The following is a 21,777-nucleotide window of genomic DNA, read 5'->3' as shown; positions in this document are numbered from 1 at the left end:
GACGGAACCTCAGACCATGTGGGAATCGTGGAGAAAACTGAGGGAAGTACCGTATATACGGTAGAGGGAAACTCCAGTGATGCCGTGAACAAGAGAAGCTATGATATCAATAACGGAACGATCATGGGATACGGCATACTTTGAAAATTAATATGTTGATTTTTAGAGCGTCTTCAATAGTTTAGATTACCTTAAAAAAACAAATTAGAGAATGAGTATGAATTTTACAATAAAAGAGGTGCAAACTTAGCGCCTCTTTTTTGTGATAATATAATTAAAAAATTTCTAAAAAAATGGCAAGTGATTCTAATCTTTACGTATATTATAATTATTTTTTCGATAAATTTCAGGCGATTGATTAAAATAGTTTTTAAAAGCGCTAGAAAATTTACTTGCGTTTTGATACCCTAAATGTTTGGCTATAGATGAAATTGATAATTCATTCTTTTTAAGTAACAGTGAAGCATATTTCATTTTGGATTGTCGAATGTATGTCCCAATAGGAACACCATACATTTTTTTGAATGATTCTCGAAGTTTAGTTTGTCCCATTGCTGCTATTTTGCAAAGCTGCGAGAGTTCTGGCGGGTTCAAAATATTCTGTTCAATAGCCAGACGTACAGATTCCAGCGCCTTTTTCTCTTGTTTGGAAAGAGACTGGTGTTTAGATGCTATCTCCTGTCGCTGTTTATGAAAGTTGCCTGCCACAATAGAAAGCAGTTCACCTACTTTGCTTTCGTAGTAAAGACGGGAGGTTTCGCCAGCAATCAGTTTATCCCGTATCTGCAAAAACAGGGTTCCAATTTCCGGGGTATTATAATCAAAAGCTTTCCAATCATAAACCTCTGCATAGTCAAAATCGTCCGGGGTAAAACGGTCTTGCAGATTTTTCTCTATGTAATCTTCAAACAGCAAAACTGACGCATAGCTGATTGGTATATTGGGTTGATATAATACTCGCCCCTGTGACGGCTTATTTAGATAAAGGTGGATTCCCTCTGTGATAGGTTGGGCTTTCCGCCCATTCTGGATCAGGGTAACACCGCCGGATTCCAAATAATAAATTTTCACCAGCTTTTGATTGATCTCATATTTGCGTTCCATTGAGGCGTATGGTATCCAGCTTCCGGTTGACAGGAATAATCCATCTGTCGGTTGAACCTGATAGATATTTCCATAGCCTTGTCTGTTTTGCGGCTGCAAGGTGCAGATTCCATTATGATTATCCTGTCGAAAATGATAATCATGCAGATAAAAAGAAGCATCCCCTAATTCGTGCGCGGCCTGTGTAGAATCGGTCTGCATCCTGCTCACCCCCGTTTCTTATGTAGTCGGAATAATCCGCAGTATCTTTTTTTATGCTCCAAAATGTCGCAAAGGCTGTCAGCAAAACCACAAAAAGCACTGATATATCCGGTTGTTTTTCCACTTTTAACTCCTGTTTTGACCTTTTTTGCCGGATTTGACACCCAAAAAATCACTGAGTAGAATGACATTACTGGCTGGTTAGCTGACTCTAATTACAGCAATTCTATCACGATTTTGTGCGTAGGTCAATGAGGCTTCTGCCAGCAAATAATAAATAGGAGGACGTTGAAAATGTCTAATTCACAACAAATGAAAAAAGGGCTGTCTGTGCGTGATTTGATTACCACCGGCATCCTTGCTGCTTTGTACATGGTATGCGCCATGATTGGCGAGGCTATCTTTGGGTTCTTCCCTGTACTGACTTTCCTTTGCCCGCTGTCTATTGCGCTGCTGTGCGGCCCGGTTTATATGCTGATACTGGCGAAGGTGCCGAAGCATGGCCCAATCATTGTCACCGGTATTTTGGTAGGAGGTGTACTGTTCGTACTCGGTATGTACTGGTCTATGTGTTTGGCATATTGTATTCTCGGCGTTGTGGCCGATCTGCTGGCCGGTTCCGGGAACTTTAGAAACAAAGGGCGTAACCTGTTGTCCTACATGATTTTTGTTCTCAGCCCAGTTTTCTCCTACGGTATGCTTTGGTTTGACCGCGACGCCTATGTGCAATATTTGGTAGAAAAGGGAACAGAACAGACCTATATGGACACAATGGTTTCAACCGCGCAAAACTGGATGCTCCCGGCAATGATTATCGGCGTGTTGATCTGTGCTGCTATCAGCGGTCTTGTAGGCCAGAAACTATTGAAAAAGCATTTTGAAAAGGCCGGAGTAGTGTAATGGAGATGCAACTGCAAACAAAAGACACACTTGCCACATTACATTTAGACCCTCGCACAAAACTATATCTGTTGATCGTCGGAAATGTTGCGTTGTTCCTTGCGCCCTCTTTACTCTATGAGATTGCGCTGGTTGTATGCGTTGTGATTCTCGGCATCCTTGTAGGAGCAAAGCGGTTTACGGTAAGAATGGCTGCTGTCTATGCGGGAATGGTTGTTCTGCATATCATTGGAACAAATTATTTGACAGGGACTTTGCAGATTGCGATTGTAACATTTACCGTATTTATCCGTAAAATCTTTCCTTGTGCCATGCTCGGAGGTATTTTAGTCAGCACGACAAGGGTAAATGAATTTATGGCGGCCATGAACCGTATTCATATGCCAAAAGCAATGGTTATTCCTCTGACGGTCATGCTCCGCTATTTTCCTATGGTGCATGAGGATTGGGGCTATATCAGCGACGCCATGCGGATGCGCGATGTAGCTCCAACCGTCAAAAGTCTGCTGACCCATCCGGCCCGAACAGTGGAATGTATCTATGTTCCGATGATGATGTCAGCACTGAAAGTGGCGGATGAATTGTCGGCGGCGGCTGTTACAAGGGGGCTGGAAAATCCGAAGCCCCGAACCTGCTTGCAGGAAATCCACTTTAGTGTTGCGGATGCCGTATGCTTTATCCTGTTCACTTTGTTTATGTCAGTGTCAATCTGGCTGAAATTGAAAGGGGGTGCAGGCTAATGATCCGTTTTGACAAGGTTTCTTTTACCTATCAGGAATCATTACAAAATGGCGGACTGCGCGATGTTGATTTGACAATCAACAAAGGCGAGTGTGTGCTGTTGTGTGGGCGAAGCGGCTGTGGGAAAACCACATTGACCCGTCTTGTGAATGGCCTGATTCCATACTTTTATCCGGGAGAAGTCACCGGAACAACCTATGTTGACGGTAAAAATATACAGGATTATCCCATATATGAAGTGTCCGAGTATGTGGGGTCTGTATTCCAAAATCCACGCTCTCAATTTTTTAATGTAGATACAGACAGTGAAATCTCCTTTGGAATGGAAAATCTGACTTATCCAAGGGAAAAAATGAAAGAACGCATTTCAAAGACAGTTGCGGATTTAGATATAGCACATCTGACGGGGAGAAGCATATTTGAATTGTCTGGCGGTGAAAAACAAAAGGTGGCGTTTGCGTCCATCTATGCTATGTCTCCGAGTATTTACTTGTTAGATGAACCATCGTCCAATCTGGATATGGATGCTATTGAGGATTTGCGGCGTACACTTGAACTCCTAAAGAAACAAGGCAAGACCATTCTAATTGCAGAACATAGGATTTATTATCTAAGGGAATTAGTTGACCGCATTGCGTATATGGAAAACGGGGCTATATCTGCTGTGTTTTCTCCAAGTCAGTTTCTTTCTACTCCTGAAGAACAGCGGCATAGTATGGGACTTCGCGCTTTAGATTTGTCAAAGGTACAGCCAAGGGCCTTTGCTGAAAATTCTCAAAAGCCGATTTTGGAAGTCAGGAACTTATCCTTGTTCTATAAGAAAAAGCTGGTTCTGGACGATTTGAATTTGAGTGCGGCACCGGGAGAAATCATAGGAATTATCGGCCATAATGGAGCCGGAAAATCTACATTTTCCAGATCACTATGCGGTCTGCACACAAACTGTACGGGAAAGATTCTTTGGGATGGTAAAGAACTGAACGCAAAGAGCCGATTAAAACATTCCTATATGGTGATGCAGGACGTAAGCTATCAGTTATTTGCCGATACATTGGAAAAGGAATGTGTATTTGGAATTAAGCATCCTGATCTGGATGCAGCAAAACAGGCAATGGAACGGCTGGGTATTTATGAGTACCGTACGCATCATCCCAATACACTTTCCGGGGGCCAGAAGCAGCGTGCGGCCGTGGCAGTAAGTATGGTATGCCGTAAGGATGTTTTAATTTTTGATGAACCGACTAGCGGACTTGATTATGACAGCATGATTCAGGTTGCAGGGTTATTTCAAACGCTTTCTAAAATGGGAAAGGTAATTTTTGTTGTAACCCATGATTACGAATTTTTAGCGGCAGCCTGTACAAGAGTGATTCATTTAGATAACGGAAAACAGCAGGAAGATTACCCACTTTCCTACGACAATCTGCATCGACTACGCGATTTTTTCTTGCGGTCAGAAAGGAGGCAGAACCTTGAGGAGAATGGAAAATGACCTCCTGTTCTTCCATGAGCTGATCGGTAACTGTTCCGTTGAAAAGGATTCAAAGATATATACAATTTCTCCAAAATTTGGGAAAGGCACCATGCAGAGCTTTGAAGTGATGCCTGGTGCTGAAATTGTTTATAGCAATGTTCATATCACAACTCCAATTCAAAAGAGCATCCAATGTAAGGATCGTTTTATTGAAGTCACCTATTGCTTTCATGGGCGAGTGAATATGCTGTTCAGCAACCAGCCGGAGATGGTTATGAGCGACCATTATATTTCTGTTTTCAATGGTGCAAGCCACCTGAAAAGCTGTGATTTTGGGAAAAACCCTTTTGTTGGTGTTTCAGTGGTGGCTTATTTGCCGCAGATTATAAACAGCCTGAATATCATGCTGGGGACAATCGCGTTTGACGAGGACATGGATTTTCAAGGGCTTTTTACAGCGGGCGGCTGTTTTATAGCACCAGCGACAAAAAGCGTGGAGCATATTTTTACCGAACTGCTCTTGCTGCCGGAACAGTACCGCAATTACCTTATGCGTATTAAAGTCATGGAACTATTGCTATACCTAGTTGGCAAAATGGAGTATCGGACAGATTTTGGAATTTCACTATTCCGCAAGGAGGAGATGAATTGTAATGAGTGATGTAAAAGCTCTGTTTGGACTAATTGATAAGAAAAATAAGCGTCGCCTGATCGGCGCGGTAATCTGCTGCGTCCTGTCTGTTTTGTGCGGCATCCTGCCCTATTTGGGCGTTTGGGGCATTGTGACCTGTTTTCTGAATGAACGGACAGAGAATCTTTTTCAATATGTGTGCCTGATTGCCGCAGCAATCATTTTGAAACATCTGCTGTTTGGAACCGGCACAAAAATCTCTCACAAGGTAGCCTACCAGACCTTGGGGGAAACCCGTAAAAAGCTGTTCCGTAAAATTGCCCGTTTACCAATGGGCTATGTGAAAACAACGGCATCCGGGCAGGTCAAAACGATCATTATGGACAATATGGAACAGTTGGAGACATTTTACGCCCATAACATTCCAGAGATTATTTCTGGTCTCGCTGTACCGCTATGTATGGAAATCCTGCTGGCGATATTGGACATTAGGGTAGCCGGTATCATGCTGATTCCGGTCGTTCTGTTTATTCTTGTCGGTATTCTTATGATTATCGTTCAGATGAAAAAAATGGACGAATTTAATCAGGCGTTTGCCGACGTCAGCGTTAAGACGGTGGAATATGTCAACGGTATGAAAGAACTGAAGATATTTGCCGCCGACGAATCCACTTATGGCCGCCTGTCAGAAAGCATCCGCACTTACAGCACCGTTGTAACAGAGTGGTTCCAAAGCTGCTTGAAATATGTTGCTTTTAATCATGCCGACTTAAACAGCAACCTTGTGTTCTTGTTTCCACTTGCCGGTTTGATGTACCTCTCCGGCAGCGTGACAGCGGCCAGCTATATTATGTATCTGTTTATGGGGCTTGCCATGCTGATTCCGTTGGAAACTGTTTCTAATAACTTTGATTATATCGGCATGAACGCTTCTGTTGCAAAAAAGATAGACGAAATTCTGAAGCTGGATGAAATGGCGGATACGACCTCGAAGGCAGAACTTTCCGACCACACGATTGTGTTTGAACACGTTACATTTTCCTATGGGGAAGGACAGCCGGTATTAAAAGATGTCTCATTTACTGTTCCTGACGGAAAAGTAACTGCGCTCGTCGGTGTTTCCGGCAGCGGTAAAAGTACGGCGGCCAGCCTGATCTGCCGGTTTTGGGATATAACCGAGGGACAGATTTGCCTGGGAGGCGTACCGCTGAACCAGATTCCGCTATCCGATCTGATGTCCCAGATCTCCTTTGTGACCCAGAATACGTTCCTGTTCAAAAAGAGTATCCGGGAAAACATTATGATGGGAAACCCAGAGGCCACGGAGGAAGAAATGATGCAGGCAGCAAAGGATGCCGTATGTCACGACTTTATTATGCGGCTTCCAAAGGGCTATGACACAGTGATAGACAAGGAAACCAAGTTGAGCGGTGGCGAAAAACAGAGAATCACATTGGCAAGGGCAATTCTGAAAAATGCGTCGGTTGTGATTCTTGACGAGGCAACGGCTTACATTGACGCCGACAATGAAGATTTACTGCAAAAGGCGCTGGCTAAATTATCAGAGGGAAAAACCGTACTCGTAATAGCGCACCGTCTTTCTAGTATCAAGGAAGCTGATTCGATTGTGGTTCTGGAACAAGGCAAAGTGATTGATTGCGGCACACATGATGAATTGATAAGACGTTGCTCCCCGTATCAGGATATGTGGGCGGCCTTTGAGCAATCCGATCAATGGAAAATGGGAGGTGTAAACGCATGATTGCTATGATACGGAAATTCTTAGACCTTGCAGGCGAGCGCAAAAAGCAGCTTTATCTTGCGTGGCTGTTTCAGGCGTTGACCTCAATTTGTGAGGGCGCGATATATTTCATGCTGTTCCTTGCGATAAAAGATATTTTGGGCGGCTCGTTTACAAGGGAAAAACTGATACAGTATAGCCTTATGTTTCTGGTTTATACTGTCCTGCATTTTATTTTTTATTACTTTACGATTGTAAAGCAGCGCCCGGTATCTTATGCCATGATGCGGGATGAACGTCTTTCGATTGCGGCGAAAATCAAACAGTTTCCGCTCTACTACTTTACAAAAGACAAGATCAGCCAGCTTACATCTTTGTTTACAACTGATTTAAGTTTCGTGGAAATGAATATCATGGAGATTATTGCCGGTTTCGTTTCCAGCATGATAATGACGGTTGTATTTGCTCTGATGCTGCTTAGTGTGGACTGGCGTATGGCGCTTCTTCTGTTTGTGGGGATCATCCCCGGCTATATCCTCTACCAGCAGTTTCAAAAGAGCATGGTTCAACTGGGAGAGCAGAAGAAAAATGCACAGGTGGTAATGATTGATTCCACACTGGAATATGTACAGGGCATGGAAACGATCAAGGCATACCGGCTGGAGCAATCCGGTAAGCTCGTGGAGAATCAGGTGGACAGATATTGCACGGCTTCTGACCGTTATGAAGCGACGCTGACGAATTGGAGCATGGGTTATAAGATCTGCCTGAATCTGGGCCTGTTTTTGAGCTTGGGTGTTGGCATTGCAATGGTTCGTTCTGGTTCATTAACCCCGGCAACCTATTTGTTTTTTGCAATTATGGGCATTATTTTTTACCGTCCGCTGGAAGCTCTGATGGGTTCCTTTGCCATGATGAATCTTGCAAACGCATCGTTGGATAACATAGCAGAAATCAACAACCTGCCGACTGAAAATGAAAAACAGGGAACTACACAGTTTGCAGATATACAAGCCGATGTACGGTTTGAAAATGTATCGTTTAGCTATGATGGAAAGCGTGAAGCAGTTAGTCATGTAAGTTTTTCAGCTAAACCTGGAACGATCACTGCATTGGTTGGCCCTTCTGGAAGCGGCAAATCCACTCTGCTTAATTTAATTCCGGGATTTATAACGCCGAAAAACGGGCGGATTCTGTTGAATGGGAAAGATGCGGCAGCATTAAAGCATAGTGATCTGGTGCGTCATGTGAGTGTCGTTTTTCAGGAAGTATATCTTTTTCAGGATACCATGATGAATAATATCCGGATGGGAAACCAGAGCACAACGGATGAGCAGGTAATAGAGGCGGCAAAAAAGGCTCACTGTCACGAATTTATAGAAAAGCTCCCACAGGGCTATCAAACGATTATCAGCGAGGGCGGCGCAAGTCTTTCCGGCGGTGAGCGTCAGCGCGTCGCTATTGCGAGGGCAATTTTGAAAGATTCTCCGATCATTCTTTTGGATGAGGCACTTTCCAGTCTGGATGCCGAAAATGCCGTAGCAATACAGAAGGGCATAGAAGAAATGATTAAGGGCAAGACGGTGTTCCTTGTATCACACACTTTGTCCTATATCCAAAATGCAGATCAGATACTTGTTTTATCTGACGGTTTTTTGCAGGGCTGCGGAAAACATGATGAATTATTACAATCAGTGCCTCTTTATAAAACTATGTGGGAAAAAGAAAAATCCATTAAAAGTTGGAAATTATAGGGCAATATGAATGCCCCACATTTGTACCTGATCACATGCGAATATCAGAGCATGCGGCAAGAAAGTGTGCTTTGCAAAAAATGACAATGCATTTGATGATTTTCCTGTGAAGAAATAGAAAGTGTTGCTTTTTTAAAATAGAAATATGAAAGACACAAAATACAAAATATTAGCATATTTTGACAATCAATCATATCAAAAACTATTCAATGAGGTAAACTCAGATTATGCAGAAAATCTACAAATTTTACTGCATAATTTGAGTTTATTTTCTTATGATGTGCTTATAATAGGAGTGATCCTTTATAAAGAGAACATAAGTAATATTATATCTGCTATTAGAAAAATAACGCAGATACCAATTATTATTTTGACGGATGCTTCCTCTTTATTGTGTATGTCATGGAAAAAAGAATTAATATACGCTGGTGCAGATTGTGTAATGGATATAAATAGCACTATAGAAGAAGTAGATCTGCAGATTTTTTCATTGGCACGACGAAATAATAAACAAAAAATAACTCAAAAGCAATCCGAAACGATGATTAATAAGGGAAAACTTGTAATGGATCATAAGAAACATAAAGTATTTTGGAATAATGTAGCGTTACATTTAACACGACAAGAATATAATTTTTTATACTTATTAGCGGTGACACCGATGAGAGTATACACATTTGAACAGATTTACCAGCTTGTATGGAAAGATTATTCTGTTGGTGATATTAAAAATATCATCTGGTGTCTGGTAAAGCGATTGAGAAAAAAGTTGAATGTCGTTGAAGACGGTGCCGGGAATTGCATTGTCAGTGTCAGGGATATAGGTTACAAATTTGAATTGAATAATGAAAACGAACAGCAGTAAGGCGAATAATCCGTAAAAAGATTGTTCGTCTTATTTTATTTGTGCTGGAAAGAAGGTGATAAAAATTGACCGTCAATTGACAGGTTTCTGACCGTTAACTGACAGGTGCATCCGATACACTGTGCCTTTGTAAAGATATGATTACAAAGGAGATCCGTGTTTGCAGGGAAACAGCAGAGATGCCGGCCATTCCTGTGGACAGGAAGAACGAGCCAGATCACCGCCACACTCCGATTTGATTTCACAAAAATTCAGATCGGAGGAAAAGATAAGTGGCTTATAACAAAGCAAAAGAAGAATATAGATGGAACCAGTGGAAAGCAGAGGAAGAGAAGATCCTGCGTGAGCAGGGTGTGGATGAAGAGACGATCCAGAAGCTCCGGGAGTATGACTGGAACGATTTTAACGCAGAGCGGAGATTCCGGGAACATCAGACCTCACTTCTGGACTGTATGGAACTGCTTCTGGAAGAAAAAGAATCAGGAGAGTCTCAGCCAGAGAGTGTGGAAGCCCTGCTCGATACCGTGGAGAATGAGGAATTGCTCCAGATCCTGTTATCGACTGACAAGAAAACTCTTCAGATGGTTGTTCTGAAGATGATGGGATATGCACCAAAGGAGATCAGCCATCACATGGAACTGCCGGAGCAGACTGTTTATACAAGACTGCGGAGGTTACGGGAGAAAATCAAAAAGTCCATGAAATTTGAATAAAACAAAAGGCTCTCATCGGCTGATTATCAGAACGAATAGACAGGAGGATTGATACGATGGATGAGAAAGAAGTGTCCGAAATGCAGGAAGAAATGATGACGGTACTGGTAGTCGAGCCGATGAAAGCACCCTATGTCAAAAGCATCCCCAATGAGCTGGAAGATCTGCAGCAGGCAGTAGGCGGTGACATTGAGATGACTTATCCGTTTGAGGATGAGGTTGGAATTCTTTTAAACGGCAATGGAAAATTTGAGGGGTTGCCGTTAAATCGGGCATTGTACGATGACCGAGGACAGGTCTATGATGCCATTGCCGGAACATTCCTTGTGGTAGGACTGACAGAAGATGATTTTACTTCGCTGACACCGGGGCAGATTGAAAAATTTAAAGAAAAATACCAGTCACCGGAAATTTTTACTCTGTTTAACGGAGAACTCCATGTGATGAAGATGCCGCCGGAAGAAGCAAAAAAACAGAAAGAAAGCCGTAAGAACGATGAAAAACAAAAGAATCCGGCAAAGAAGAAAAACAGATCCGGGGATGCAAGATAAAATATTTTTTGTGAAGTGAATAAAAAAATACACTGCCATCGGCTAGTAAGCAGAGGGACATCCCTCGGCTGTTCTTTGGCAAGTGAATATCGGCACTACAGGTACGTTCCCAACCGTAGAAGCGTGACAGTATGAGCGCCATGATTAAGTATAGGGTAAAGATTCTTAGACTTGGAGCGAGAAAGCATAGCTGTGAATAAGGCGGTGGCAGCCTTTCGCCAGGATCACGGACGGGGGATAATGATACACGTTACCAGCCAGAGAGCGGAAGATGGACTCCGGGTTGTAATCAGAAAGACCCCTAGGACATCTGTGAGCGGCGGCAGGCCAGCCGCCCGCCTGTAGTGTCCCCTTTCCCAGAAGAAATACAGGGATAGTTCCGGGGGTGCGAGGTCAAATGCGGAACAGCAAGATAAAAAAGAAATCAATGAAGAAGTGTGTCGTTGATATCAGATACCATGCGGCTGTGGGAGACTACAGCCGTATTCTTGTGGTATTAACGTCACATCAAGGGGAGAGAACAGATGGAAGAAACAAAAAGAAGTGGAATGAGCAAGGATCAATTCTGGAATCTGATTGAAAAAGCAAAGGAAGTGTGCGGCACCGATCTGGATGCTTCGGCAGTGTGGATCAAGCAGCAGCTCTTCTATATGACACCGGAGGATGTCCTCCAATTCCACAATCTTGTTTACAGTTACCGGGATGCGGCTTATAAGTACGGCTTATGGACAGCGGCAGGTATTATGATGGAAGCAGGGTGCAGTGATGACAGTTTTTCCGATTTTCGGATGTGGCTGATCGCCCAGGGAAAAGAAGTTTATCTGAATGCCTTAAAAGATCCGGATTCCCTTTCCGGCGTGACTCCGTATGGGTACTGTAGTTTTGAAGCGTTGGGATACATCTCATCGCAGGTCTACAGTGCCATGAAAGGGAAAAATATCTATCAGGACAGTACGGCAAGAATGCAGATGGAATGTTATGAGCAGGTGATCCGGGATATTGTGTACCATCCCATGATCGAGTATCCGCTGGAATTACCGGAAGCAATGGTGGTATATCCGAAACTCTGTGAATGCCATTTGTCCGAGCAGGTAAGGAAAGCTCCTCAGAAAGTAAGGACATGGAATGTTTCCCGGACGGATATCCGAAGGATGATGGCAAGAGGGAATGCTGCCATAAAGAAAATGCAGGAACAGGGACAGAATACACCGGAAGCGACCAGACTCGTCCGTAAGGGTACGGTAAGATAAGCTTTCTGGCAAGGAGAAGTAATGTGTTATAAAAATGAATATCAGAAAAGGGCACATGGCGAAGTGGAACAGATCTTTCGGGAGCTTCTCCCGGAAGCCGGGTTTCATGTAAGGGAAGAACAGATCCGTCTCTGCCATGAAATGCTGGATGCCCTTATGAAAAACGAAATCACGCTCTGTGATGCAGGAGTCGGCATCGGAAAGACCTATGCCTATCTGACAGCCTGCATCCTGATGCGGAAATATAGTGTACTGCATTCCGGTTATTCGGGATGTGACAGGCGGTCTGTAGTGGTATCCACTTCCAGTATCGCCTTACAGAAAGCCATCATAGAGGAATATGTTCCTTTCTTATCGGACGTACTGTTAAAAGCAGATCTGCTTCAGGGAGAGTTAAAAGCGGTCGTCCGCAAGGGAAAGGAACATTTTGTATGCGATTACAGGCTGGCCCAGAGATTAGAGGCAGTCCGGGACAAGAATAAAAATCAGGCACAGATGGAGGCATTGAAGTCCCTCCGGCATAACTTTGATTTAGATTCCGTACATAACCTGAGCGGTTTTGACCGCAGGCTGGTGTGCGTACCGAAATTCTGCCCCAGGGAGTGTCCGGGGAAAGCAGGATGCCGTTATCAGAAATATTTGGATGTTTCCAAAAAAGAGGAAGTTTTTATACAGATATGCAATCACAATTATCTTCTGGCAGACGCCATGCACCGGATGAATGAATACCGGCCTCTGCTGGCGGATTACAGAGCATTGGTAGTAGATGAAGCACATAAGCTCCCAGAAGCTGCCAGCCAGATGGATGGGAGAAGTATTGGAAGAGAGGATGTGCAGGAAATCTCGTATTTCTTAAACAGGGAGCATAAAAGTTCGGAAGGTAAGAGACTACAGGATTGGTTTAATACACTTTCAATGGAAATCCGTAAGGATCAGGCCGGGATGGGAGATGACATAGCTGGAAAAGAAAATTTCTATTTTCCGGCAAAGTGCCGATCTTCTCTGGAGCAGGTAAGGGGGAATCTCAGTCTTATGCTTAAAAGACTTGCTGGAAATGTCCCTTACTGGATCTTCCGGCGGCTGGAAGAGATGGAAGAGCTGTTCGGCTGGTTTCTGAAGAAGGATACCAGATACGTTTTATTTCTTCAGCCAGACGGCAGGGGAGATCCTGTGTTTATGGCTGTTAGCAGAGAGATTCCAAGGTTTCTCCATGATTCCTTATGGGACAGGGGATTTCCCTCGATTCTCACCAGTGGAACATTAAAAGCCGGAAATGGGTTTGTAAGGACCAGACAGATGACCGGGCTGGAAAAGAAAAGCAGAGTCCGGGAGTGTGTAGCAGAATCCCCATTTTGTTACAGAGAGAACTGTCTGCTCTATATTCCTGAGAATTTAAAAGCGACGCTCAAGGGAAGCCGGGAAGAGGTCGAGCAACTTGCAGGCCAGATCCGTGATCTGGTGTGTTCTACTTTTGGGCATACACTGGTACTGTTTACATCTTATACCCTGATGGGAAATGTGCAGCAGCTCCTGCGGGATCAGATCCCGTTCCCGATGGTGCAGGTATGGAGAAACTCACAGGAAGAAATCGCACGGTTTAAGAAGATGGAAAATGCCGTTCTGTTTGCAGCCGGCTCCTGTTGGGAAGGTGTGGATTTTCCGGGGGATATGGTATCGTCCCTGATCATTGTAAAATTGCCGTTTGCTGTACCGGACCCCATCCATGAAGCACAAAGGGAACAATACCGATCACTGGAATCCTACATTCAAAATGTTGTTGTTCCAGATATGCAGAAGAAACTGCGCCAGGGATTCGGACGGGCGATCCGGACGGAGCAGGACACCTGTGTAGTGTCCATTTTAGACCACCGAGCGACAAAGAAAGGAAAGTACCGGGGAGATGTTCTGGACGCCCTGCCAAAGTGCCAGATGGCAGAAAAAATCGATGAAGTAGAGGACTTTATCCGAAGCCGGAAAGTGGAGCGTTACTACAGCTGATAACATCCGTGGTGTTGTTGGTTCTGCCCAGATCTGGACAGAAAATAAGACAAAAAGTTTAGTGGTATTTCAGGAGCGGTTTTGACCGAATTGGTGGTATTTGTGATAGCTTTATCGGCATGAGTTGGGTATACTGTGTATAGCGTTAGAGGAAAGGAAGTGAGCAGGAATGAGACGATATGAACTGGAAAAAGAAAGAGAGGGTTCCACCGTTTATTTCTTTATCAGAGATGTGGAAACACTGGATATCGTCCTGCTTCCAACCAAATATCTGATGCACAAGATACGGAGTAAATGTTCACCGAATACGGTGCGGCGCTCCGCACTTGCAATCCTGTACTATCTGGAATACATCCATGAAAAGAAAAAGGAATTGACAGACGTATATCAAATGCCTTATGTTGAACAGACAAATCACTTTGTGGAATTTTTATACTGGCTGAAAGCCGGGAAGCATACCAGAGATAAAAATCACAGATCTCCAAACAATGGAACCTGCAACGCATACTTAAGAGATGTGTTCAGGTTCTATCTTTTTATAGAAGAAGAGTACCAGCAGTTCGGGGAGCTGAAAGTCCTGTCCTATAATTATTTTGTAGCCGTGGATGCAGTAGGCGTAAAGAAAAGCATACGATCAAAGAGTTTCAAAGGCTATTTAAAAGAGGAAGAGCATAAGGCGAGAGCAGCAAAGAAAGATGAAATTGTGGAAATCTTGAAAGCGTGTACCAATATAAGAGATCGGCTTCTCATGCTGCTTCTGGCAGAGACAGGCTACCGAATCGGTGAGATCTTAGGAATTGATTACAGTAAGGACATTGATTATCAGAACCACATAATCCGGGTATATTTCCGTGAGGACAATGAAAATGGAGCGAGAGCAAAGAATGCAGAATACCGAAGTGCGAAGATCAGCAAAGATACCTTCGGCTTTTTAAATCTGTATATTGCAGAGTACCGAAAACTACTTCAGCACCAGACAAGCCTGTTTGTGAATATTTCCGGGGATAATATCGGAAAACCAATGAACGTGGAAGCAGTATACTCCATGCTAAAAAGAATGGATAAGAAAACAGGGATTAAGATCACGCCTCATATGCTCCGGCATTACTTTGGAAATGAGCGGAGAAAAGCAGGATGGTCGCTGGAACTGATACAGCTGGCCTATGGACACCGCCACATCCAGACAACCATCAATTATCTGGACATTGTGGATGATGAACTGCTGGATGCCAGCCAGGAATTCTACGAGAAACACTCCTCCCTGTATGGGATTGAGGAATTGCTATAGGAGGTGGTTTTTATGCCTGCGTTTTTACAGTCTTTTATAGAGGCAGAACAAGAACGGAGCAGGCGGATTGAGCAGCTACGAAAAGAAATCCGGGAGTTTGCAAAAGAGGAAGCAGGAAGTTCCATTACAGAACAGATTCTGCTGTTTCTGGCAGATGAGATGGTAGAACATCTTTCGGAAATAGATTATGAACTGCGAATGAAATTTGAATTATACATAACACCGCTGATAAAGCGAAATTACATTTACCGATATACCGGAACGTTCGACCGGATACGGCAGGCGTACATCCGGGAACGGATGAAAACTCCGGCTGGACAGAGGGAATGTGAATGGAAATATAAAAATGAAATACTTTTTGTTCCATACCACTCAGATCCTGTAATCGTAAAGAGTGTGGAAACGGTACGGTGTCGGAGCAACATGGTCTGGAATTTTAAAGCGGCAGCCAGTGAGAAACTGAAACGTCAGATTTTTACCGTGCTGGAATATATTCTGGAGAATTATGAAATTTCCAGACTGAGGGAATATAAACTGACCGGGCTACAGCTTTTTTACGAATTTTGCATCCGGGAGCAGATTACAGATATCCAGCTTCTGGAGCTGGAACAGGAAACAGCATTTCAGGACTACCTGAAGCAGAAAGTCGAGAAAGAGCAACGGCGAAAACGACTGAAGAGCATTGTGGAAACTGCCCGTAAAGTGATTTTTATAGAAACTGATGAAACAAGATGGGATGCTACCATCTGGTATTTAGAGCGGTTTCGTATTGCCAAAGAAAGAATAAACCAGAGTGACAGTATAGAAAAAATATCATTTCAGGAAGTTCTACAGCCCAAGAATCGATTGCTGCTTCAGGAATATATGAAGTACGAAATTGGAATCGGAGAACTGGCGCTCAGTACGGTGTACGAAAGATTCCGAACCATTCGAAATTTTTTGCGGGAGATCAGCGAACTGGAAGTTATCAAGTGTGATGCCAGCCTGATTGATGTATATTTAAAGAATTTGCAGAATGGTGCTATGGGAGCAAAGACATTTAATACCAATGTTTCGGGAATACAGTTTTTTATGAAATTTCTGGAAGTAAAGGGGTATATAAAAAAGGTTCCGTTTTATGCATCGTATTACTTGGAAAAACAGATCCCAGTCCACCATGACAGAAGTGTGGAAGAGGATGTGTATATGGAAATTATCCAAAACCTCTCACAGTTTCCTGAACACCTGAGAATGATGTTTTTACATCTCTGGTGTGTGGGACTCCGGATCAGTGAGGTCTGCACCTTAAAAGGGGATGCGTATTATATCCAGAATGGTGACTGCTGGATGAAGGTCTACCAGGTGAAAATGAAAAATTATAAAAGGGTTCCCATTCCGGTAACATTGTATCGTCTGATGCAGGTTTATCTGAAAAAACACCCTACCGAAAAAGAAGCATACATTTTTCGGAATCGGAAAGGTGGAGCATTTTCCAAAAGCACCTTCATGGGGCAGATGAAAAAATACTGCTCCCAGATAGGCATACAGAATGGAGAATATATTTTTAAGTCTCATGATTACCGACATACCGTAGCAACCAATTTTTATGAGCATGGCGTATCAATCCAAAGCATCCGGGACTATCTGGGACATACGTTTGAGGAAATGACCATGCAGTATATAGATTATATGCCAAGAAAAATTGCTAAAGAAAATGACGCATACTTTGAGGAAGAGGAAAACAGCCTGCTTGCCTGTATGCAGAAAGGAGAGAAGCATGGATAATAAACTGAAATTCCAACAACTGGAATGTTATAAGCTGGCTACCGATGAGCAAAAGGAAAAGCTGAATAAGGAACAATATTTTGATCTGGATAAACTGCCGGGAAACCAGCTTCAGACAGAATTTGTCGAATACATTTACTACCGTGGAACGCAGGTATCCATCCTGACCATAAAAAGGGAAAGGCATTATTTTAACAGCTTATGTGAATTTTTTCAGAAGTCATCCCATCAGGAAAACAGCCTGCTTGACAGAGAAAAAGACTTCTGGATAAAGCAGTTGAAAATGTGGATGATACAAAACGGTAGGGCTTTGACGAAGCATAAAGTGACGAACATTCAGACTGAATCGGTGGAAAAAGCTGCCCTGATCCGGTATTTTGAAAGCCTTCTGGAATTTACACTGGACCGATCAGAAACCAATGAGCTGGCAAAGGATATCTGGCATCTGGAAAGGCTTCCGCTTATCCTGCGGACAAATCCGATTGTCAACCATAAGACACTAAATTTCAGAGGAATCCGGCAACCAGATATTCGGGAAGAAGTAAAAAAAGCAATTTACCATCATCTGAAAACCGAAGCCCTTGGCAGTATAAAACGTGAACTGTCCGCCATGAATAAATTTTCAAAGTATTTGGATGAAAAGCATTCCAAGATCAGCACCTGCGAAGAGATTGACCGGGAGATCATAGAACAATTTTTAATCAACATCAAGGTAGAATCAAACGGAGGGAATGGCATCCGGGATGACCTGCTAAAGCTTCGAAATGTGCTGGAAACAATCGGAAAAATTTATGATTTTCCACATCTTACAAAACTGTTTTTAAAATCTGATTTTCCGCCAGAACGGAAAGCAGAATTCAAATCTTATTCGGACAGTGAGCTGAAAAGACTGAATGCCCAGATTGTAAAAATGGAAGAGCAGATAGCAAGGGCAATGATCATCCACCAGATGCTTGGAACCAGAATTTCCGACACGCTGACCTTGCGGAAAGACTGCCTTTATAAACATGACCGTCAGGATATGATTATCATATACCAGCCGAAAACAAGAAGATATGAAAAACCGATCAGCCGGGAGCTGGCACAGCTGATTGGAAAGGCAGTCAGTTATGCAAATGAGCATTATCCTGAAAGCATTTATATCTTTGCGGACGAGAACAAACCGGAGAGACCAATCAGTTACCAAACCTTGCAGGATAAAGTGCTTCGAATGATCTATGAAAAAGATATCCGAGATGACAGCGGGAAATTATTCGGATTTGGAACGCATATGTTCCGGCACTGTTATGGGGTAAAGCTGACAGAACTCCATGTGGATGATTGGACCATAGCAAAGCTCCTGGGTCATAAAGGAGTGAAAAGCGTCCAGTACTACCGGAAAATGAGCAATCAGAGACTGGCAGATGAGACAAGGGAAGTAAGAAATCTTATGTCACAGATTATCTTAGCAAATCTGGACGGATGGGGAGAAGAATATGAGCAAATACGACAAGATGCTGGAATTGAATAAAAGAAAGAGCGAAGAAAAAGTGGAACGGGCAGTCCTGACAATACGGACAATGGTGTTGGAGAGAGAAAAGGTGTCCGTACCAGCACTGATGCAAAAGACTGGTTTATCTAGAGGATTCTTTTACAAGAATCCGATTGTAAGAGGTGAGATTGATGCAGCAATGGAACAGCAGGCTGGTATGGTGGATCCAAGGAGAAACATTATCAGTCAGGCGATGGAAGCGGAAATGAATCTGCTCCGGCAACAGCTACAGAAACTGAAAAGCGAAAATGAGAATCTAATAAAGGAAAACCAGAAGTTAAAAAAAGCACTATCCAAGAAAGAGTTGAATCTTATCAAACAGATTTAAGCTATATCATAATGCAAAGTAGGTCTGCCAGAATACAGCAGATCTGTTTTGCATTGTGATATAGAAACAGATTATGCTTAAAAGGCATTAAGCAACCCATAATAATGGGTATTGGACATAGAAAGCAATATGGGAGTATGATGATACCGATAAGAAATAGAGTGTACCTGAAATGCAAACTGTCACAGAAAAATTATGAACTTTATGTAAAAAGTTGCAAAATCTATTGACCTAGAGCTTACTTCAGGTTGTACCATAAAATAAAAAGAGCAAGGAGGAATTTTTTATGGATATCGAACAGATGAAAAAAGACTTAGGTGGAGGTAACGTATTTCCAATCGGTGAAGAAAACGTAGCATTCGCAAAGTATTTTACAGGTGAATGCTATTTGAATATGCTTACAACAGAGAGAGTACCAGTTGGTCTGGTTACTTTCGCTCCGGGAACAATCAATGCATACCACATCCATCATAAAGGTGGACAGATCCTTCTGGTTACTGGTGGAAGAGGATGGTACCAGGAAGAAGGAAAACCAGCTCGTGAATTGAAAGCTGGAGATGTAGTAAATATTTCACCAGAAGTAAAACACTGGCACGGGGCAGCGAAAGACAGCTGGTTCCAGCATCTGGCTGTTGAAGTTCCAGCAGAGGGAGCTTCCAATGAATGGCTTGAGTTTTTACCGGAAGAAGAGTATGACAAATTACCATAAATAAGAAAGACGGAGGGTTGATATCATGGCAAAGATCACACAGACAGCAGGAAGAAATGCTCTGGGAACATTTGCACCGGAGTTTGCACATTTCAACGATGATGTTCTGTTCGGAGAGAATTGGAACAACGAAGATATTGATTTAAAGACAAGAAGCATTATCACAGTCGTAGCACTGATGGCACAGGGAATTACAGATTCTTCTTTAAAATTCCATTTACAGAATGCAAAGGATCATGGAGTAACACAGAAAGAAATCGCAGCGATTATCACCCACATAGCATTCTATGCAGGATGGCCAAAGGGATGGGCAGTATTCAACCTTGCAAAAGAGGTTTGGAACGAGGAAGAAATAGAAAAATAACCTGGTAGAAACTGCTCGTCAGAAAAGATTCGCACAAAGCACAAATGTGTATGCCGTTAAAGCTAGCAACTACAAGGGATTGCGGAGGGGGAGTCCAGTTTAATGCAGTAACAACTGGCACATCCATCACGCAAAATCCGGCGGCGGACAGATCCTTGTTTGTGTTGCAGGGCGCGGATATTATCGGGAAGAAGGCAAAGAAGCCATTGAGATGAAACCAGGCGACTGCATCAATATTCCGGCAGAAGTGAAACACTGGCATGGCGCAGCACCGGACAGCTGGTTCAGTCACCTTGCAGTGGAAGTACCAGGTGAGGGAGGCTCCAATGAGTGGTGCGAGCCGGTATCGGATGAAGAGTATGGGAAATTAAAATAAATGACAAATCAACGAATTATACAGACAGTTGAATCACTGATGGCGATAACTATATTGCCGGAAGTGTATGACAGAGTTTCCAGAAAATGATATTTTAATGGTCTCGGGTATATACTTCCGGCCTTTTTTTGTTGTAACTCTATTGAGTAAATAGTAAAATATTTTCAAGTGAAATATCAGAAATATGACAGGTTATGGATCATATGGAGTGGAAAACATATCGGTGACAGGAGGCGCACAAATGGGAATATATTTGAATCCGGACAGCAGTAAATTCGAAGAAGCTGTCAATTCTGACATTTATATTGATAAAACAGGATTGCTTGCGTATACCAATTCAGTCCTGCATACGATGCAGAAGTATATTTGTGTCAGCCGTCCGAGACGTTTGGAAAATCAATTGCTGCGAACATGCTCACCGCATATTACAGCTGTGGCTGCAATTCAAAAGAACTGTTTTCGGAGTTTGAGATTGTAAAGAACAGTGAGTTCGAAAGATATCTGAATCGTTACAATACAATTTCGGTTAATATGCTGGAATTTCTGAGCAGAAGTAAGGATATTTATGAACTGATCCACAGATTTAAAGCTCTCATTATCCGGGAATTAAAAGCCGAATTTCCGCAGATAGATTATTTTGATGATACAGATCTGGCCCAGTGTATGCAGGATATCTATGCTCAGAAAAAACAGTCATTTGTGATCATTATTGATGAATGGGACTGCATTTTCAGAGAATATAAAGAAGATAAGGAAGCACAGGAGAAGTATCTGGATTTTCTGAGAGATCTTTTGAAAGACAAGTCATATATTCATCTTGCATATATGACAGGAATTCTTCCCATAAAGAAATATGGAACACATTCAGCTTTGAATATGTTTGACGAGTTTTCCATGATCAATCCAGGTCCACTGGCACGTTATGTCGGATTTACAGAAGAGGAAGTCCGGGAATTATGCGATCAGTACCATATGGATCTGACAGAAATCAGAAGCTGGTATGACGGGTATTCTTTTGAGAAGAATCTGTCTGTTTACAGTCCGAGATCGGTGGTCAGCTGTATGCGATTTGGAAGGATTGGAAATTACTGGAATCAGACAGGCACATTTCGAAACTTCACATATTCAGTACAATGATGAAAATGCATTAAGGTACACCATTTTGTTGGCCCTGTATGCAGCGAGGAATTTTTATACGGTACACCGTGAGCTTGCAGGCGGAAAGGAATTTGCAGACCTTGTTTTTATTCCTCGAAAGAAATTCAGAGAAAAACCGGCACTTGTTGTAGAATTAAAATGGAATAAAAATGCCAGAGGAGCAATTGCTCAGATAAAAAACAAAGAGTATTGCAGGGCATTGGAAGAATATCAGGGAAACCTTCTGCTGGTCGGTGTCAATTATGATACAAAAACAAAAGAACACGAATGTATAATAGAAAAATATTCAAAATAATAATGCAGTTTCACCGGAGAAGTGCATAGTCAGGAGGAAGA

18 protein-coding genes and 3 pseudogenes are annotated in these 21,777 nt (G+C 42.8%); 20 read left to right on the top strand and 1 reads right to left on the bottom strand.

Annotated elements, in window-relative coordinates:
- On the top strand, nucleotides 1–144 hold a 144-nt coding region (locus tag WMO28_RS08515; RefSeq protein ID WP_349056674.1), incomplete at its 5' end, for a CHAP domain-containing protein.
- A 162-nt stretch (nucleotides 145–306) separates the two neighbouring features.
- Here the strand turns inward: WMO28_RS08515 and WMO28_RS08510 are convergent.
- Nucleotides 307–1,305 carry a helix-turn-helix transcriptional regulator gene (locus WMO28_RS08510; RefSeq protein WP_349056672.1) on the bottom strand — a complete coding sequence of 333 codons (999 nt, stop codon included), beginning with the start codon at nucleotides 1,303–1,305 and terminating at the stop codon, nucleotides 307–309.
- Between the two features lie 294 nt (nucleotides 1,306–1,599).
- Here WMO28_RS08510 and WMO28_RS08505 point away from each other — a divergent pair, with 294 nt between their 5' ends.
- The 19 genes and pseudogenes from WMO28_RS08505 (at nucleotide 1,600) to WMO28_RS08415 (ending at nucleotide 21,736) form a co-directional block, all read left to right on the top strand.
- Entirely contained in the window at nucleotides 1,600–2,205 is a 606-nt protein-coding gene (locus WMO28_RS08505; protein WP_015533385.1) for an MptD family putative ECF transporter S component, read from the top strand.
- Nucleotides 2,205–2,945 carry an energy-coupling factor transporter transmembrane component T gene (locus WMO28_RS08500; RefSeq protein WP_050004278.1) on the top strand — a complete coding sequence of 247 codons (741 nt, stop codon included), beginning with the start codon at nucleotides 2,205–2,207 and terminating at the stop codon, nucleotides 2,943–2,945. The genes WMO28_RS08505 and WMO28_RS08500 overlap by 1 nt, the downstream gene beginning before the upstream one ends.
- Complete coding sequence (locus tag WMO28_RS08495) at nucleotides 2,945–4,438, top strand: ABC transporter ATP-binding protein (protein ID WP_349056671.1); 1,494 nt, start codon at nucleotides 2,945–2,947, stop codon at nucleotides 4,436–4,438. The genes WMO28_RS08500 and WMO28_RS08495 overlap by 1 nt, the downstream gene beginning before the upstream one ends.
- Nucleotides 4,419–5,081: a hypothetical protein gene (locus WMO28_RS08490; protein WP_173827898.1), complete on the top strand. Its 663-nt coding sequence runs from the start codon at nucleotides 4,419–4,421 to the stop codon at nucleotides 5,079–5,081. The genes WMO28_RS08495 and WMO28_RS08490 overlap by 20 nt, the downstream gene beginning before the upstream one ends.
- The gene (locus WMO28_RS08485; RefSeq protein WP_173827897.1) at nucleotides 5,074–6,813 is read left to right on the top strand and encodes an ABC transporter ATP-binding protein; all 1,740 of its coding nucleotides are present in this window, start codon (nucleotides 5,074–5,076) and stop codon (nucleotides 6,811–6,813) included. The genes WMO28_RS08490 and WMO28_RS08485 overlap by 8 nt, the downstream gene beginning before the upstream one ends.
- Nucleotides 6,810–8,546 carry an ABC transporter ATP-binding protein gene (locus WMO28_RS08480; protein WP_349056670.1) on the top strand — a complete coding sequence of 579 codons (1,737 nt, stop codon included), beginning with the start codon at nucleotides 6,810–6,812 and terminating at the stop codon, nucleotides 8,544–8,546. Before WMO28_RS08485 ends, WMO28_RS08480 begins: the two co-directional genes overlap by 4 nt.
- 145 nt (nucleotides 8,547–8,691) lie before the next feature.
- A complete protein-coding gene (locus WMO28_RS08475) occupies nucleotides 8,692–9,411 on the top strand; it encodes a winged helix-turn-helix transcriptional regulator (protein ID WP_173827895.1) in 720 nt (239 codons plus the stop codon).
- Between the two features lie 272 nt (nucleotides 9,412–9,683).
- Nucleotides 9,684–10,124, top strand: coding sequence for an ECF-type sigma factor (locus tag WMO28_RS08470; protein WP_055057436.1), 441 nt, complete (start codon nucleotides 9,684–9,686; stop codon nucleotides 10,122–10,124).
- 56 nt (nucleotides 10,125–10,180) lie between these two features.
- The gene (locus WMO28_RS08465; RefSeq protein ID WP_349056669.1) at nucleotides 10,181–10,675 is read left to right on the top strand and encodes a DUF3846 domain-containing protein; all 495 of its coding nucleotides are present in this window, start codon (nucleotides 10,181–10,183) and stop codon (nucleotides 10,673–10,675) included.
- 524 nt (nucleotides 10,676–11,199) lie between these two features.
- Nucleotides 11,200–11,925: a DUF4240 domain-containing protein gene (locus WMO28_RS08460; RefSeq protein WP_055057434.1), complete on the top strand. Its 726-nt coding sequence runs from the start codon at nucleotides 11,200–11,202 to the stop codon at nucleotides 11,923–11,925.
- A 21-nt stretch (nucleotides 11,926–11,946) separates the two neighbouring features.
- Nucleotides 11,947–13,923 (top strand): ATP-dependent DNA helicase, encoded by a 1,977-nt coding sequence (locus WMO28_RS08455; protein WP_349056668.1) that lies wholly within the window; start codon nucleotides 11,947–11,949, stop codon nucleotides 13,921–13,923.
- A gap of 169 nt (nucleotides 13,924–14,092) precedes the next feature.
- Nucleotides 14,093–15,211: a tyrosine-type recombinase/integrase gene (locus WMO28_RS08450; RefSeq protein WP_015533399.1), complete on the top strand. Its 1,119-nt coding sequence runs from the start codon at nucleotides 14,093–14,095 to the stop codon at nucleotides 15,209–15,211.
- Between the two features lie 12 nt (nucleotides 15,212–15,223).
- Complete coding sequence (locus WMO28_RS08445; protein WP_173740157.1) at nucleotides 15,224–16,975, top strand: tyrosine-type recombinase/integrase; 1,752 nt, start codon at nucleotides 15,224–15,226, stop codon at nucleotides 16,973–16,975.
- The gene (locus WMO28_RS08440; RefSeq protein WP_015535740.1) at nucleotides 16,968–18,485 is read left to right on the top strand and encodes a tyrosine-type recombinase/integrase; all 1,518 of its coding nucleotides are present in this window, start codon (nucleotides 16,968–16,970) and stop codon (nucleotides 18,483–18,485) included. Before WMO28_RS08445 ends, WMO28_RS08440 begins: the two co-directional genes overlap by 8 nt.
- Nucleotides 18,451–18,834 carry a DUF6262 family protein gene (locus WMO28_RS08435; RefSeq protein WP_015533403.1) on the top strand — a complete coding sequence of 128 codons (384 nt, stop codon included), beginning with the start codon at nucleotides 18,451–18,453 and terminating at the stop codon, nucleotides 18,832–18,834. The genes WMO28_RS08440 and WMO28_RS08435 overlap by 35 nt, the downstream gene beginning before the upstream one ends.
- A gap of 286 nt (nucleotides 18,835–19,120) precedes the next feature.
- On the top strand, nucleotides 19,121–19,543 hold the full coding sequence (locus WMO28_RS08430) for a cupin domain-containing protein (protein ID WP_015533404.1): 423 nt from the start codon (nucleotides 19,121–19,123) through the stop codon (nucleotides 19,541–19,543).
- Nucleotides 19,544–19,568: 25 nt separating this feature from the next.
- Nucleotides 19,569–19,883: pseudogene (locus WMO28_RS08425) on the top strand (carboxymuconolactone decarboxylase family protein); the annotation flags it as partial.
- Nucleotides 19,884–20,010: 127 nt separating this feature from the next.
- Nucleotides 20,011–20,283, top strand: a pseudogene (locus tag WMO28_RS08420) (cupin domain-containing protein); the annotation flags it as partial.
- A gap of 241 nt (nucleotides 20,284–20,524) precedes the next feature.
- Nucleotides 20,525–21,736 (top strand): annotated as a pseudogene (locus tag WMO28_RS08415) (AAA family ATPase).
- Nucleotides 21,737–21,777: the final 41 nt, after the last annotated feature.

The sequence above is a fragment of the Blautia aquisgranensis genome, assembly GCF_040096615.1.
Taxonomy (GTDB): Bacteria; Bacillota; Clostridia; order Lachnospirales; family Lachnospiraceae; genus Blautia_A; species Blautia_A aquisgranensis.
Note: the sequence above shows the minus strand (reverse complement) of the source record. Positions and strands in the feature narration are given on the sequence as shown.